Below are 14,181 nucleotides of genomic sequence, written 5' to 3' on the forward strand. Positions count from 1 at the left end.
AGCAAGGGAGCGGAGAGAACCCGGTGCCCACGATCCAGCAGCTGGTCCGCAAGGGCCGACAGGCGAAGACGAGCAAGACCAAGACGCCAGCGCTGAAGGGGAGCCCTCAGCGGCGCGGCGTGTGCACGCGCGTGTACACCACCACCCCGAAGAAGCCGAACTCCGCGCTGCGCAAGGTCGCTCGTGTGAAGCTCAGCAGCCAGATCGAGGTGACGGCGTACATTCCGGGCGTCGGCCACAACCTCCAGGAGCACTCGATCGTGCTCGTCCGCGGTGGCCGGGTGAAGGACCTCCCCGGCGTGCGGTACAAGATCGTTCGTGGTTCGCTGGACACACAGGGTGTCCGCAACCGCAAGCAGGCCCGCAGTCGCTACGGCGCGAAGAAGGAGAAGAGCTGACATGCCGCGTAAAGGCCCCGCTCCGCGCCGGCCGCTGGTTGCGGACCCGGTGTTCAACTCCCCGCTGGTCACGCAGCTGATCAACAAGATCCTGATGCGTGGCAAGCGCCAGCTCGCCGAGCGCATCGTCTACGGCGCGCTCGAGGGCTGCCGTGAGAAGACCGGCACCGACCCGGTCGTGACGCTGAAGCGTGCGATGGACAACGTCAAGCCCACCCTTGAGGTACGCAGCCGCCGTGTCGGTGGCGCGACCTACCAGGTGCCGGTCGAGGTGCGTCCCCCCCGGGCGACCACGCTGGGCCTGCGTTGGCTGGTGACGTACTCCAAGGCGCGTCGCGAGAAGACCATGGTCGAGCGCCTGCAGAACGAGCTGCTCGACGCGAGCAACGGCCTCGGTGCCGCCGTCAAGCGGCGCGAAGACACCCACAAGATGGCGGAGTCCAACAAGGCCTTCGCTCACTACCGCTGGTAATCGCAGCGGTCACCGACGAGACGACGAAGTAGGGATTATCGTGGCTGCCGCCGACAACGCGCTTGCCAAGGTTCGCAACATCGGCATCATGGCGCACATCGACGCCGGTAAGACGACCACGACCGAACGGATCCTGTTCTACACCGGCATCACGTACAAGATCGGTGAAGTCCACGAGGGCGCGGCCGTCATGGACTGGATGGAGCAGGAGCAGGAGCGGGGCATCACCATCACTTCCGCCGCCACCAAGTGCGAGTGGAAGGACCACACCATCCAGATCATCGACACGCCGGGGCACGTCGACTTCACCGTTGAGGTCGAGCGTTCGCTGCGTGTCCTGGACGGCGCGGTGGCGGTGTACGACGGTGTCGCCGGCGTGGAGCCGCAGACCGAAAACGTCTGGCGCCAGGCCGACAAGTACCACGTCCCGCGGATGTGTTTCGTCAACAAGCTCGACCGCACGGGCGCGGACTTCTTCCGTTGCGTGCAGATGATGATCGACCGGCTCAACGCCACGCCGCTGGTGCTCCAGATCCCGATCGGGCTCGAGGGCGACCACATCGGCGTCGTCGACCTGATCGGCATGCGCGCGCTCACCTGGCGTGGTGAGACGATGAAGGGCGAGGACTACGCGATCGAAGAGGTCCCGGCAGACCTCGCCGACCAGGCCGCCGAGTGGCGCGAGAAGCTGATCGAGACGCTCGCGGACGTCGACGACACCGTGATGGAGAAGTACCTCGACGGTGTGGATCTCTCTGCCGAGGACATCAAGGCGGGCATCCGGCGGGCGACCATCGCCAGCAAGGCCAACCCGGTCCTGTGTGGCTCCGCGTTCAAGAACAAGGGCGTGCAGCCCATGCTCGACGCGGTGGTCGACTTCCTGCCTTCGCCGCTCGACATCCCGGCGATCGAGGGCACCGCGACGGACGGCGAGACACCGCTGCAGCGGAAGCCGTCGGTGAGCGAGCCGTTCGCCGCGCTGGCCTTCAAGATCCAGACGGACAAGCACCTCGGCAAGCTGACCTACGTCCGGGTGTACTCCGGCACGCTGGAGTCCGGTTCCCAGGTGATCAACTCCACCAAGGACCGCAAGGAGCGCATCGGCAAGATCTACCAGATGCACGCCAACAAGCGCGAGGAGCGCTCGACGGCGCAGGCTGGTGACATCATCGCCGTGCAGGGTCTGAAGCAGACCACCACCGGTGACACGCTGTGCGACCCGGCCAACGCGGTGATCCTGGAGTCGATGACCTTCCCCGAGCCGGTCATCCAGGTGGCGATCGAGCCGAAGACCAAGGCCGACCAGGAGAAGCTGGGCACCGCGATTCAGCGTCTCGCCGAGGAAGACCCGACGTTCCGCGTCGCCAATGACGAAGAGACCGGCCAGACCGTGATCTCCGGCATGGGCGAGCTGCACCTCGACATCCTCGTCGACCGCATGCGTCGCGAGTTCAACGTCGAGGCCAACATCGGCAAGCCGCAGGTCGCGTACCGCGAGACCATCCGCCGCAAGGTGGAGAAGGTCGAGTACACGCACAAGAAGCAGACCGGCGGTTCCGGCCAGTACGCGAGCGTCATCATCAGCCTCGAGCCGCTGCCGCTCGACAACGACGCCCCCACGTACGAGTTCCAGAACTCGGTCACCGGTGGTCGCATCCCCAAGGAGTTCATCCCGTCGGTGGACGCCGGTGCCCAGGACGCCATGCAGTACGGCATCCTCGCCGGTTACCCGCTGGTCGGCGTGAAGCTGACCTTGGTGGACGGCAAGTACCACGAGGTTGACTCGTCCGAGATGGCGTTCAAGATCGCCGGTTCGATGGTGCTCAAGGAAGCGGCCCGCAGGGCCGACCCGGCACTTCTCGAGCCGATGATGGCCGTTGAGGTCACCACTCCTGAGGAGAACATGGGTGACGTCATCGGCGACCTCAACTCCCGCCGGGGCATTATCCAGGCGATGGAGGAGCGCGGGGGTGCCCGCGTCGTCCGCGCCCTGGTCCCCCTGTCGGAGATGTTCGGCTACGTCGGCGACCTGCGGTCGAAGACCCAGGGCCGGGCGAGCTACAGCATGCAGTTCGACTCCTACGCCGAGGTTCCTCAGAACGTCGCGAAGGAAATCATCGCGAAGGCAACAGGCGAGTAGGAACTGCGCTAGACCGGGCCTGATGGCCGCAAAGTTGCAAGACCAAGCGTACGAACCAAGAAGTCCACAGGAGGACACCAGTGGCGAAGGCGAAGTTCGAGCGGACTAAGCCGCACGTCAACATCGGCACCATTGGTCACATCGACCACGGTAAGACGACGCTGACCGCGGCCATCACCAAGGTCCTGCACGACAAGATGCCCGACCTGAACCCCTACACGCCGTTCGACGAGATCGACAAGGCGCCGGAGGAGAAGGCTCGCGGCATCACGATCTCGATCGCTCACGTCGAGTACCAGACCGAGGCGCGCCACTACGCGCACGTCGACTGTCCTGGGCACGCCGACTACATCAAGAACATGATCACCGGTGCCGCGCAGATGGACGGCGCGATCCTGGTGGTCGCGGCGACCGACGGCCCGATGCCGCAGACCAAGGAGCACGTGCTCCTGGCCCGCCAGGTCGGCGTTCCTTACATCGTCGTGGCGCTCAACAAGAGCGACATGGTCGAGGACGAGGAGCTGCTCGAGCTGGTCGAGCTGGAGGTCCGCGAGCTGCTGAGCACGTACGAGTTCCCGGGCGACGACGTCCCGGTCGTGCGCGTTTCGGCGCTGAGGGCCCTCGAGGGTGACGCCGAGTGGACCGAGAAGCTCATGGAGCTGATGAGCGCGGTCGACACGGCGATCCCGCAGCCCGAGCGTGAGACCGAGAAGCCGTTCCTCATGCCGATCGAGGACGTCTTCACGATCACCGGTCGTGGCACTGTGGTGACCGGTCGCGCCGAGCGCGGCATCCTCAAGCCGAACGAGGAGGTCGAGATCGTCGGTATTCGCGAGAAGTCGATCAAGACCACCTGCACCGGTATCGAGATGTTCCGCAAGCTGCTCGACGAGGCTCGCGCTGGCGAGAACGTCGGTCTGCTCCTGCGTGGCGTCAAGCGCGAGGACGTCGAGCGCGGCATGGTGGTCGTCAAGCCGGGCACCACGACCCCGCACACGGAGTTCGAGGCGACGGTCTACATCCTCTCCAAGGAGGAGGGTGGCCGGCACACCCCGTTCTTCCAGAACTACCGGCCGCAGTTCTACTTCCGCACCACCGACGTCACCGGTGTCGTCACGCTGCCCGAGGGCACCGAGATGGTCATGCCTGGCGACAACACCTCGATGACCGTGAAGCTGATCCAGCCCATCGCTATGGACCTGGGTCTGAAGTTCGCGATCCGCGAGGGTGGCCGCACCGTCGGCGCCGGTCAGGTAACCAAGATCATCAAGTGAGCTGGGTAACCCGATTGGACCTGCTGTACGCGAGTACGGCATACTAGTCAGGTTGCGCTTTGCGCGGGGTGGTCGGCTGCCCGTAGCAGCCGACCACCTTCGCGGGTGGCCGGGGGTGTGTTGATACGCCCGGTACCTCGAACCCCGCACCAACCAGATCGCCCCGTTCGCAGGGGCGGAGCCTGGCCAAGGGGCGCGACACGCCCGACCGCGGGGGTCGGACAAGGGGTTGCGAAACCCCGCACCACAGCGGCATCGAGAGAAGGAAACAGAAGCCACCATGGCGGGACAGAAGATCCGCATCCGGCTCAAGGCCTACGACCACGAGGTCGTCGACTCTTCGGCGCGCAAGATCGTGGAGACGGTGACTCGTACCGGTGCTCAGGTCGCGGGCCCGGTGCCGCTGCCAACGGAGATCAACCGTTTCTGCGTGATCCGTTCGCCGCACAAGTACAAGGACTCGCGCGAGCACTTCGAGATGCGCACGCACAAGCGTCTGATCGACATCATCGACCCGACCCCCAAGACGGTCGACTCGCTCATGCGTCTCGACCTGCCGGCTGGCGTCGACATCGAGATCAAGCTGTAGGGACTGCGAACTCATGGACAGGCAAGTGAAGGGCATCCTGGGCGCCAAGCTCGGCATGACCCAGGTCTGGGACAACGGCCGCGTCGTCCCCGTGACCGTGGTTCAGGCCGGCCCGTGTGTCGTGACCCAGGTCCGTACCCCCGACAAGGACGGCTACTCGGCGGTCCAGCTCGCGTTCGGCACGATCGACCCCCGCAAGGTGAACAAGCCGGAGACCGGCCACTTCGCCAAGTCGGGCGCCGCGCCGCGCCGGCACCTCGTCGAGCTGCGCACGACCGACGCGAGCGAGTACGAGCTGGGGCAGGAGGTCACCGTCGAGACGTTCGAGCCCGGCGCGCTGATCGACGTCACCGGCAAGACCAAGGGCAAGGGCTTCGCGGGTGTGATGAAGCGGCACGGCTTCCACGGCCTGCGCGCGAGCCACGGTGTCGAGCGCAAGCACCGCTCGCCCGGCTCGATCGGCGCCTGCGCGACCCCTGGCCGCGTCTTCAAGGGTGTCCGGATGGCTGGCCGCATGGGCGGCGTCCGGTACACGGTGCAGAACCTGACCGTGCAGCGGGTCGAGGCTGACGACAACCTGCTGCTGATCAAGGGCGCGATCCCGGGCCCGAAGGGCGCGCTCGTGTTCGTGCGCACCTCGGCCAAGGCGCCCACGAAGGGTGGTGCGGCGAAGTGACCACGGTTGGCGTTCTGACCCCCGAGGGCACCACGGCCGGCTCCGTCGAGCTGCCGGGCGACATCTTCGACGTGCAGGCGAACATCCCGCTGATGCACCAGGTCGTCGTCGCCCAGCTCGCGGCCGCGCGCCAGGGCACGCACAAGGTCAAGACCCGCGGTGAGGTCGCCGGTGGCGGCAAGAAGCCGTACAAGCAGAAGGGCACCGGCCGGGCTCGTCAGGGCTCGATCCGGGCGCCGCAGTTCGCCGGCGGTGGCGTCGTGCACGGTCCCGTGCCGCGCGACTACAGCCAGCGGACCCCCAAGAAGATGAAGGTGGCCGCCCTGCGTGGCGCGCTGTCCGACCGGGCCCGCGAGGGGCGGGTGCACGTGGTCCAGGCCTTCGTCGGCGGTGAGAAGCCGTCGACCAAGGAGGCGCTGAAGACCCTGCGCACCGCCACCGAGCGCAAGCGCGTCCTGGTCGTGCTGAGTGCGCAGGACGAGCTGAACTGGCTCTCGCTGCGCAACCTCGCCGGCGACGGCGTGCACCTGATCGAAGCCGGCCAGCTCAACACGTACGACGTGCTGGTCGCCGACGACGTGGTCTTCACCAAGGACGCGCTGGACGAGTTCCTGGGCGACCGCGGCACGGCCAGCGAGGAGGCGGACAAGTGACCACCATCGCGGATCCGCGCGACATCATCGTCGCGCCGATCGTGTCGGAGAAGAGCTACAGCGTTCTCGACCAGAACTGGTACACGTTCCTGGTTCACCCGGACGCGAACAAGACCCAGATCAAGATCGCTATCCAGCAGATCTTCAACGTCCGGGTCCTGACGGTCAACACCGCCAATCGCGAGGGCAAGCGCAAGCGCACCCGCACCGGGTGGGGCAAGCGTAAGGACACCAAGCGGGCGCTGGTAAAGCTGGCTGACGGTGACCGCATCGAGGCCTTCGGCGGCCCGGTCAGCTAAGGGGTTGTCTAAAAATGCCGATTCGTAAGTACAAGCCGACGACGCCGGGCCGCCGTGGCTCCAGCGTCGCCGACTTCGCCGAGATCACCCGGTCCACGCCGGAGAAGTCGCTCCTGGCTCCGTTGCCGAAGAAGGGCGGCCGCAACGCCCACGGCAAGATCACTACGCGGCACCAGGGCGGCGGTCACAAGCGGCAGTACCGCCTGATCGACTTCAAGCGGGTCGACAAGGACGGCGTGCCGGCGAAGGTCGCGCACATCGAGTACGACCCCAACCGCACCGCCCGCATCGCACTGCTGCACTACGCCGACGGCGAGAAGCGCTACATCATCGCGCCGAAGGACATCAAGCAGGGCGACCGGATCGAGTCCGGCCCGGGCGCCGACATCAAGCCGGGTAACAACCTGCCGCTGCGCAACATCCCGGTAGGTACCCAGATCCACTGCGTGGAGCTGCGTCCCGGTGGCGGCGCCAAGATGGCCCGCTCGGCTGGCGTCGGCATCCAGTTGCTCGGCCGCGAGGGCGCGTACGCCACGCTGCGGATGCCCTCGGGCGAGATCCGCCGTGTCGACGTGCGCTGCCGCGCGACCGTCGGCGAGATCGGCAACGCCGACCAGTCAAACATCAACTGGGGCAAGGCCGGCCGGATGCGGTGGAAGGGCAAGCGCCCGACCGTCCGCGGTGTCGCCATGAACCCGGTCGACCACCCGCACGGTGGCGGTGAGGGCAAGACCTCCGGTGGTCGCCATCCGGTGAACCCGCAGGGCAAGCCCGAGGGCCGCACCCGCCGCAAGGGCCAGCCGAGCGACCGGCTGATCGTCCGCCGTCGTTACGCCAACCGGAAGCGGGGTTAACCCATGCCGCGCAGTCTCAAGAAGGGCCCGTTCATCGACGACCACCTGCTCAAGAAGGTGGAAGTCCAGAACGAGAAGGGCTCCAAGAACGTCATCAAGACCTGGTCTCGGCGTTCGACGATCATCCCCGAGATGCTCGGGCACACGATCGCCGTCCACGACGGCCGCAAGCACGTCCCGGTGTTCGTCACCGAGTCGATGGTCGGGCACAAGCTCGGCGAGTTCGCGCTGACCCGCACGTTCAAGGGTCACGAGAAGGACGACCGCAAGAGCCGCAGGCGCTGAGCGGGCAAACGGATTAAGGATCAAGGGGTTTACAGCGATGCCAGTTAAGGGCGACGCTCCGGTGCTCCCGGGCGCGCGGGCGGTAGCACGCCACGTGCGTATTTCGCCGACCAAGGCGCGCCGTGTGGTCAACCTCGTCCGCGGTCTGCCCGCGCAGGAGGCGCTCACCGTGCTGAAGTTCGCGCCGCAGGCCGCGAGCGAGCAGGTCTACAAGGTGCTTGCCAGCGCGATCGCGAACGCCGAGAACAACGAGCGGCTGGACCCCGACGCGCTGCTCGTCAGCGAGGCGTACGTGGACGAGGGTCCGACGCTCAAGCGGTTCCAGCCGCGGGCGCAGGGTCGCGCGTACCGGATCCGCAAGCGCACCTGCCACATCACGATCGCGGTCGAAGCGGTCGCGGTGGCGGCGCCGGCGCGCAAGGCAACCAAAAAGGCGGCGAAGCCGGCGGAGAGCGACACGGCGGTCGAGGAGACGAAGCCGGCCGAGACGACGAAGGCCGAGAGCGCCGAGGAAGGGACCGAGTAATGGGTCAGAAGGTTCACCCGCACGGGTTCCGGCTCGGCATCTCGACCGACTGGAAGTCCCGCTGGTTCGCGGACAAGCTCTACAAGGACTACATCGGCGAGGATGTCAAGATCCGCCGGATGATGTCCAAGGGCCTGGAGCGCGCCGGCATCTCCAAGGTAGACATCGAGCGCACCCGTGATCGGGTCCGCGTCGACATTCACACCGCCCGGCCGGGCATCGTCATCGGCCGTAAGGGTGCGGAGGCCGACCGGATCCGCGGCGAGCTGGAGAAGCTCACCGGCAAGCAGGTGCAGCTCAACATCCTCGAGGTGAAGAGCCCAGAGTCGGACGCGCAGCTCGTCGCGCAGGGCGTGGCGGAGCAGTTGTCCAGCCGGGTCAGCTTCCGCCGGGCGATGCGCAAGGCGATGCAGTCGGCGATGAAGAACCCGATCTGCAAGGGCATCCGCGTGCAGGTCTCCGGCCGCCTCGGCGGCGCGGAGATGAGCCGCACGGAGTTCTACCGCGAGGGTCGGGTCCCGCTGCACACCCTGCGGGCCAACATCGAGTACGGCTTCTTCGAGGCACGCACCACCTTCGGCCGGATCGGCGTGAAGGTCTGGATCTACAAGGGCGACGCCGTGCCGGGCCGCGAGGCTCCCGCCGAGGCGGGTCCGCCGCGTCCGCGCCGTGACCGTGGCGACCGTCCCGAGCGTCCGCGCCGTGGCCGTTCCGGTTCGTCGGGTACGACCGCTGGTGGCACCGAGGCGGGTCGTGCCGCGGCTGCCGCCACCGCGGCAGCCGCCGAGCAGACCGCGCCCGCCGCGGAGGCCGCGCCGAGCGCGGCGCCGAGTGAGCAGCAGGAGGGCTGACACATGCTGATGCCGCGTAAGCCCCCGAAGGGCTTCCGCAAGCCGCACCACCCGTCGCGTTCGGGTGCGAGCAAGGGCGGCAACCGGGTGGTCTTCGGCGAGTTTGGTATCCAGGCTCTGGAGCCCGCCTACGTGACGAACCGGCAGATCGAGTCGGCGCGTATCGCGATGACCCGTCACATCAAGCGTGGTGGCAAGGTCTGGATCACGGTCTTCCCGGACCAGGCCCTGACCAAGAAGCCGGCCGAAACCCGGATGGGTTCCGGTAAGGGTTCGCCCGAGTGGTGGGTCGCCAACGTCAAGCCGGGGCGGGTGCTCTTCGAGATGTCCTTCCCGAACGAGGCGATCGCGCGAGAGGCGATGCGCCGCGCGATCCACAAGCTTCCGATGAAGTGCCGCATCGTGACGCGCGAAGTGGGTGAAGTCTGATGGCAGCGGGCACCAAGGCCGCCGAGCTGCGCGAGCTCCCAGACGAGGAGCTCGTGGCACAGCTGCGGGAGGCCAAGGCGGAGCTGTTCAACCTCCGGGTGCAGAACGCGACCGGTCAGCTCGACAACAACCGCCGGCTGCAGGTCATCCGTCGGGAGATCGCCCGGATTTACACGATCATGCGTGAGCGTGAGCTGGGGCTCTCGGTCGCGCCGACTGAGGTGACTGCGTCATGAGCGAAAACACTGTGCAGCGCAACCAGCGCAAGGTCCGTGAGGGCCTCGTCGTGAGCGACAAGATGGACAAGACCGTGGTCGTCGAGGTCGAAGACCGGGTCAAGCACCCGCTGTACGGCAAGGTCATCCGTCGTACCAGCAAGCTGAAGGTGCACGATGAGCAGAACGCGTGCGGCATCGGCGACCGCGTGCTGCTGATGGAGACCCGTCCGCTGTCCGCTACGAAGCGGTGGCGGGTCGTGGAGATCCTCGAGAAGGCAAAGTAGCGAAGGCCACCGGTCGTCCGGCGGAGAGCCGGACCTCACGTTCCGCCAAGCTCCCTGGGAGAACTGGCAGACATAGGAGTTTGACGTGATTCAACAGGAGTCGCGACTGCGCGTCGCCGACAACACGGGTGCTCGGGAAATCCTGTGCATCCGGGTTCTCGGTGGCTCGGGTCGGCGCTACGCCGGCATCGGTGACGTCATCGTGGCCACGGTCAAGGACGCGATCCCCGGCGCGGGTGTCAAGAAGGGCGACGTTGTCAAAGCCGTCGTCGTGCGCACCGCCAAGGAGAAGCGGCGGCCCGACGGGTCGTACATCCGCTTCGACGAGAACGCTGCCGTGATCATCAAGGACGGCGGCGACCCCCGCGGTACCCGTATCTTCGGCCCGGTCGGGCGCGAGCTGCGGGACAAGCGGTTCATGAAGATCATCTCGTTGGCACCGGAGGTGCTCTAACCGTGAAGGTTAAGAAGGGCGACACGGTCGAGGTCATCGCCGGCAAGGACAAGGGTGCCCGGGGCAAGGTCATCGCGGCCTACCCGCGGCAGGACAAGGTCATCGTCGAGGGCGTGAACCGCGTCAAGAAGCACACCCGCATCCGCACCACCCAGCGCGGTGCGAAGACCGGTGGCATCGTCACCCAGGAGGCCGCCATCCACGTCTCGAACGTGGCGGTCGTGGACTCCGACGGCAAGCCGACCCGCATCGGCTTCCGGGTTGACGAGAACGGCCAGAAGGTCCGCATCTCGCGTCGTACCGGTAAGGACCTGTGATGACCTCCGCGACCGATTCCACAACTTCGGCAACGAAAGCCATCCCGCGGCTCAAGGAGCGGTACCGCAGCGAGATCGTGGCGCAGTTGAAGGAGCAGTACAACTACGCCAACCCGATGCAGGTTCCCGGCCTGGTCAAGATCGTCGTCAACATGGGTGTCGGCGAGGCCGCTCGTGACGCCAAGCTGATCGACGGCGCGGTCCGCGACCTCGCCACGATCACCGGCCAGAAGCCGCTGGTGCGTCGGGCCAAGAAGTCGATCGCGCAGTTCAAGCTGCGCGAGGGCATGCCGATCGGTGCCAAGGTGACCCTGCGCGGCGACCGGATGTGGGAGTTCCTGGACCGGCTGCTGTCGATCGCGCTCCCGCGTATCCGCGACTTCCGCGGCCTCGACGCCCGCAAGCTCGACGGCAACGGCAACTACACGTTCGGTCTGACCGAGCAGTCGGTGTTCCACGAGATCGACCAGGACCGGATCGATCGTGTCCGGGGCATGGACATCACGGTGGTCACCACGGCCACGACTGATGACGAGGGCCGGGCGCTGCTCAAGCTCCTGGGCTTCCCGTTCAAGGAGAACTGAGTTAATGGCGAAGAAGGCGCTGATCCTGAAAGCGGCCGCGAAGCCGAAGTTCTCGGTGCGCGCATACACCCGGTGCCAGCGTTGCGGGCGTCCGAAGGCGGTTTACCGCAAGTTCGGTCTCTGCCGGGTCTGCATCCGGGAGATGGCTCACCGCGGTGAGCTGCCAGGCGTTTCCAAGGCATCTTGGTAGAACTTCTCTTCGCCGTAGGCCCGGCGGGGCTGGGAACCGCGGCGAGAAAGGCTGATTCACACCCATGACGATGACTGACCCGATCGCAGACATGCTCACGCGTCTGCGCAACGCCAACCAGGCGTACCACGACCGGGTGACGATGCCCTACTCGAAGATCAAGGCGAACATCGCCGAGGTCCTCAAGGCCGAGGGTTACATCGCCGCCTGGTCCGTCGAGGAGCCCGAGGAGGGTGTCGTCGGCAAGCGACTGAACGTCGAGTTGAAGTACGGCCAGAGCCGCGAGCGCAGCCTCGCCGGCATCCGCCGCGTGTCCAAGCCCGGCCTGCGCGTGTACGCGAAGTCGCCGGAGCTGCCGCGTGTTCTCGGCGGCCTGGGCGTGGCGATCATCTCGACGTCTCAGGGACTGCTCACCGACCGGCAGGCCCGCAAGCGAGGGGTGGGCGGGGAAGTCCTCGCCTACGTCTGGTGAGGAAGATCTACCATGTCGCGAATCGGACGTAAGTCGATCCCGGTCCCTGCGGGCGTCGACGTCACCATTGACGGCCAGACCGTCAAGGTCAAGGGCCCCAAGGGCGAGCTCTCGCACACCGTCGCCGAGCCGATCTCGGTCGAGCGCGGCGACGACGGCCAGCTGAACGTCATCCGGCCGAACGACGAGCGCAAGGCCAAGGAACTGCACGGCCTCTCCCGCACCCTGGTCGCCAACATGATCCTTGGCGTGACCGAGGGATACCGGAAGAGCCTGGAGATCGCTGGCACCGGTTACCGGGTGACCGCCAAGGGCAAGGACCTCGAGTTCGCCCTCGGCTTCTCGCACCCGGTGCTGGTCGAGGCGCCGGACGGCATCACCTTTACGGTGGAGCGGCCGACCCTCTTCCACGTGGCCGGCATCGACAAGCAGCAGGTCGGCGAGGTCGCCGCCAACATCCGGAAGATCCGCCCGCCGGAGCCCTACAAGGGCAAGGGCGTCAAGTACCAGGGCGAGGTCATCCGCCGCAAGGCCGGAAAGGCAGGTAAGAAGTGAGCGCGACTCTGCTCAAGCGCCGCCGCGGTGTCGCCGCGCAGCGCGCCATCGGGCGGGCGCGTCGGCACTTCCGCGTCCGCAAGAACGTGCTCGGCTCGCCCGAGCGGCCGCGTCTCGTGGTCACGCGTTCGTTGCGGCACATCACTGCTCAGGTCGTCGACGACACCAAGGGGCACACCCTGGCGTCCGCCTCGACTCTGGACGCGTCCATCCGTAGCGCCGATGGCGACAAGAGCGCGCTCGCCGGCAAGGTGGGTGCGTTGCTCGCCGAGCGGGCCAAGGCCGCGGGCATCTCCCAGGTCGTCTTCGACCGCGGTGGCAACAAGTACGCGGGGCGCATCGCCGCTCTCGCGGACGCCGCCCGCGAAGCCGGACTCGAGTTTTAGGAAGGAAAACCAATGCCAGGTCAACAGCGCCGCGGCGGCGGGTCCGGTAACACCGAAGGTGGCGGCCGTCGCGAAGGTCGCGGTCGGGGTCGTGACGGGGGTAACTCTCCCGTCGAGAAGACCCCGCACCTCGAGCGTGTAGTCACCATCAACCGGGTTGCCAAGGTCGTCAAGGGTGGCCGCCGGTTCAGCTTCACCGCGCTTGTCGTGGTGGGCGACGGCGACGGCACGGTCGGCGTCGGCTACGGCAAGGCCAAGGAGGTGCCGGCCGCGATCGCCAAGGGCGTCGAGGAGGCCAAGAAGCACTTCTTCAAGGTGCCCCGCATCGCCGCCACGATTCCGCACCCCGTGCAGGGCGAAGACGCCGCCGGTGTGGTCCTGCTCAAGCCGGCCTCCGCCGGTACCGGTGTCATCGCCGGTGGGCCGGTGCGTGCCGTGCTGGAGTGCGCGGGCATCCACGACGTGCTCTCCAAGAGCCTCGGCTCGTCCAACCCGATCAACATCGTGCACGCCACGGTCCGGGCCCTGAAGAGCCTGGAGGCGCCCGAGGCGGTCGCCGCCCGTCGTGGCCTGCCGGTCGAAGACGTCGCGCCCGCAGCGATGCTGGCGGCGCGTGCGGGGGTGGGGGCGTAATGGCACGCCTTAAGGTCACCCAGGTCCGGTCCAACATCGGCTCCAAGCGCAACCAGCGGGACTCGCTGCGGTCGCTCGGGCTGAAGCGGATCAACGACGTGGTGGTCAAGGAGGACCGTCCCGAAATCCGGGGCATGATCTTCGCGGTGAACCACCTCGTGAAGGTCGAGGAGGTCGAGTAATGACGATCATCAAGGTCCACCACCTCCGGCCCGCCCCGGGCTCCAAGACCGACAAGACCCGTGTGGGTCGCGGTGAGGGCTCCAAGGGCAAGACGGCCGGTCGCGGTACGAAGGGCTCGAAGGCCCGGAAGAACATCTCGGCGGCGTTCGAGGGTGGGCAGATGCCGATCCACATGCGCCTGCCGAAGCTGAAGGGCTTCAAGAACAAGAACAAGGTCGTGTTCCAGGTAGTGAACCTGGACCGGCTGGCCGAGCTGTTCCCGCAGGGCGGCGAGGTCGGACCGATCGAGCTGGTGCAGGCGGGCGCGGTCCGCAAGGGCCAGCCGGTCAAGGTACTCGGCACGGGCGACCTGGGTGGCGTCACGCTCCAGGTGTCGGCGCACGCGTTCAGCGCGTCGGCCAAGGAGAAGATCACTGCCGCAGGTGGCGCGGTCACCGAGCTGTAGCGAGAGAGTGCGGA

At 66.9% G+C, this 14,181-nt stretch carries 25 protein-coding genes; all 25 read left to right on the top strand.

Annotated features, from left to right (window positions below):
• The first annotated feature begins 23 nt into the window (after window positions 1–23).
• The 25 genes from rpsL to rplO all read left to right on the top strand — a co-directional run bounded on the left by rpsL (window position 24) and on the right by rplO (window position 14,167).
• On the top strand, window positions 24–398 hold the full coding sequence (rpsL, locus tag V6V89_RS02325; RefSeq protein ID WP_014440718.1) for a 30S ribosomal protein S12: 375 nt from the start codon (window positions 24–26) through the stop codon (window positions 396–398).
• 1 nt (window position 399) lies between these two features.
• Entirely contained in the window at window positions 400–870 is a 471-nt protein-coding gene (rpsG, locus tag V6V89_RS02330) for a 30S ribosomal protein S7 (RefSeq protein WP_265248382.1), read from the top strand.
• Between the two features lie 34 nt (window positions 871–904).
• Entirely contained in the window at window positions 905–3,010 is a 2,106-nt protein-coding gene (gene fusA / locus V6V89_RS02335; RefSeq protein ID WP_442935056.1) for an elongation factor G, read from the top strand.
• A gap of 80 nt (window positions 3,011–3,090) precedes the next feature.
• Complete coding sequence (gene tuf, locus V6V89_RS02340; RefSeq protein ID WP_334617222.1) at window positions 3,091–4,284, top strand: elongation factor Tu; 1,194 nt, start codon at window positions 3,091–3,093, stop codon at window positions 4,282–4,284.
• 280 nt (window positions 4,285–4,564) lie between these two features.
• Window positions 4,565–4,873, top strand: a complete 309-nt coding sequence (gene rpsJ / locus V6V89_RS02345) for a 30S ribosomal protein S10 (protein ID WP_007073037.1) — start codon at window positions 4,565–4,567, stop codon at window positions 4,871–4,873.
• Window positions 4,874–4,886: 13 nt separating this feature from the next.
• A complete protein-coding gene (gene rplC / locus V6V89_RS02350; protein ID WP_334617223.1) occupies window positions 4,887–5,549 on the top strand; it encodes a 50S ribosomal protein L3 in 663 nt (220 codons plus the stop codon).
• Window positions 5,546–6,202 (top strand): 50S ribosomal protein L4, encoded by a 657-nt coding sequence (rplD, locus tag V6V89_RS02355; RefSeq protein ID WP_334617224.1) that lies wholly within the window; start codon window positions 5,546–5,548, stop codon window positions 6,200–6,202. The genes rplC and rplD overlap by 4 nt, the downstream gene beginning before the upstream one ends.
• A complete protein-coding gene (gene rplW, locus V6V89_RS02360) occupies window positions 6,199–6,501 on the top strand; it encodes a 50S ribosomal protein L23 (RefSeq protein WP_281896220.1) in 303 nt (100 codons plus the stop codon). The genes rplD and rplW overlap by 4 nt, the downstream gene beginning before the upstream one ends.
• Before the next feature lie 14 nt (window positions 6,502–6,515).
• On the top strand, window positions 6,516–7,355 hold the full coding sequence (gene rplB / locus V6V89_RS02365) for a 50S ribosomal protein L2 (RefSeq protein ID WP_265248388.1): 840 nt from the start codon (window positions 6,516–6,518) through the stop codon (window positions 7,353–7,355).
• A 3-nt stretch (window positions 7,356–7,358) separates the two neighbouring features.
• Window positions 7,359–7,640, top strand: coding sequence for a 30S ribosomal protein S19 (gene rpsS / locus V6V89_RS02370; protein ID WP_281896223.1), 282 nt, complete (start codon window positions 7,359–7,361; stop codon window positions 7,638–7,640).
• A gap of 37 nt (window positions 7,641–7,677) precedes the next feature.
• Complete coding sequence (rplV, locus tag V6V89_RS02375; protein WP_334617225.1) at window positions 7,678–8,166, top strand: 50S ribosomal protein L22; 489 nt, start codon at window positions 7,678–7,680, stop codon at window positions 8,164–8,166.
• Window positions 8,166–9,017 carry a 30S ribosomal protein S3 gene (rpsC, locus tag V6V89_RS02380; RefSeq protein ID WP_334617226.1) on the top strand — a complete coding sequence of 284 codons (852 nt, stop codon included), beginning with the start codon at window positions 8,166–8,168 and terminating at the stop codon, window positions 9,015–9,017. The genes rplV and rpsC overlap by 1 nt, the downstream gene beginning before the upstream one ends.
• Before the next feature lie 3 nt (window positions 9,018–9,020).
• Window positions 9,021–9,446, top strand: a complete 426-nt coding sequence (gene rplP / locus V6V89_RS02385; protein ID WP_265248391.1) for a 50S ribosomal protein L16 — start codon at window positions 9,021–9,023, stop codon at window positions 9,444–9,446.
• Window positions 9,446–9,682 (top strand): 50S ribosomal protein L29, encoded by a 237-nt coding sequence (gene rpmC, locus V6V89_RS02390; protein ID WP_334617228.1) that lies wholly within the window; start codon window positions 9,446–9,448, stop codon window positions 9,680–9,682. The genes rplP and rpmC overlap by 1 nt, the downstream gene beginning before the upstream one ends.
• The gene (gene rpsQ / locus V6V89_RS02395) at window positions 9,679–9,948 is read left to right on the top strand and encodes a 30S ribosomal protein S17 (RefSeq protein WP_281896232.1); all 270 of its coding nucleotides are present in this window, start codon (window positions 9,679–9,681) and stop codon (window positions 9,946–9,948) included. The genes rpmC and rpsQ overlap by 4 nt, the downstream gene beginning before the upstream one ends.
• 85 nt (window positions 9,949–10,033) lie before the next feature.
• On the top strand, window positions 10,034–10,402 hold the full coding sequence (gene rplN / locus V6V89_RS02400) for a 50S ribosomal protein L14 (protein ID WP_089244879.1): 369 nt from the start codon (window positions 10,034–10,036) through the stop codon (window positions 10,400–10,402).
• Between the two features lie 2 nt (window positions 10,403–10,404).
• Window positions 10,405–10,719 (top strand): 50S ribosomal protein L24, encoded by a 315-nt coding sequence (gene rplX / locus V6V89_RS02405; protein WP_334617229.1) that lies wholly within the window; start codon window positions 10,405–10,407, stop codon window positions 10,717–10,719.
• A complete protein-coding gene (gene rplE, locus V6V89_RS02410) occupies window positions 10,719–11,303 on the top strand; it encodes a 50S ribosomal protein L5 (protein WP_334617230.1) in 585 nt (194 codons plus the stop codon). Before rplX ends, rplE begins: the two co-directional genes overlap by 1 nt.
• Before the next feature lie 4 nt (window positions 11,304–11,307).
• Entirely contained in the window at window positions 11,308–11,493 is a 186-nt protein-coding gene (locus tag V6V89_RS02415; protein WP_007073023.1) for a type Z 30S ribosomal protein S14, read from the top strand.
• A gap of 64 nt (window positions 11,494–11,557) precedes the next feature.
• Window positions 11,558–11,965: a 30S ribosomal protein S8 gene (rpsH, locus tag V6V89_RS02420; RefSeq protein WP_281896240.1), complete on the top strand. Its 408-nt coding sequence runs from the start codon at window positions 11,558–11,560 to the stop codon at window positions 11,963–11,965.
• Between the two features lie 12 nt (window positions 11,966–11,977).
• On the top strand, window positions 11,978–12,520 hold the full coding sequence (gene rplF, locus V6V89_RS02425) for a 50S ribosomal protein L6 (RefSeq protein WP_334617231.1): 543 nt from the start codon (window positions 11,978–11,980) through the stop codon (window positions 12,518–12,520).
• Window positions 12,517–12,906: a 50S ribosomal protein L18 gene (rplR, locus tag V6V89_RS02430; protein ID WP_334617232.1), complete on the top strand. Its 390-nt coding sequence runs from the start codon at window positions 12,517–12,519 to the stop codon at window positions 12,904–12,906. Before rplF ends, rplR begins: the two co-directional genes overlap by 4 nt.
• Window positions 12,907–12,918: 12 nt before the next feature.
• Window positions 12,919–13,539 carry a 30S ribosomal protein S5 gene (gene rpsE / locus V6V89_RS02435; RefSeq protein ID WP_334617233.1) on the top strand — a complete coding sequence of 207 codons (621 nt, stop codon included), beginning with the start codon at window positions 12,919–12,921 and terminating at the stop codon, window positions 13,537–13,539.
• On the top strand, window positions 13,539–13,721 hold the full coding sequence (gene rpmD, locus V6V89_RS02440; protein ID WP_334617234.1) for a 50S ribosomal protein L30: 183 nt from the start codon (window positions 13,539–13,541) through the stop codon (window positions 13,719–13,721). Before rpsE ends, rpmD begins: the two co-directional genes overlap by 1 nt.
• Window positions 13,721–14,167: a 50S ribosomal protein L15 gene (gene rplO / locus V6V89_RS02445; RefSeq protein ID WP_334617236.1), complete on the top strand. Its 447-nt coding sequence runs from the start codon at window positions 13,721–13,723 to the stop codon at window positions 14,165–14,167. Before rpmD ends, rplO begins: the two co-directional genes overlap by 1 nt.
• The last annotated feature ends 14 nt before the right edge of the window (window positions 14,168–14,181 follow it).

It is taken from the genome of Micromonospora sp. CPCC 206061, assembly GCF_036906915.1.
Taxonomy (GTDB): Bacteria; Actinomycetota; Actinomycetes; order Mycobacteriales; family Micromonosporaceae; genus Phytohabitans.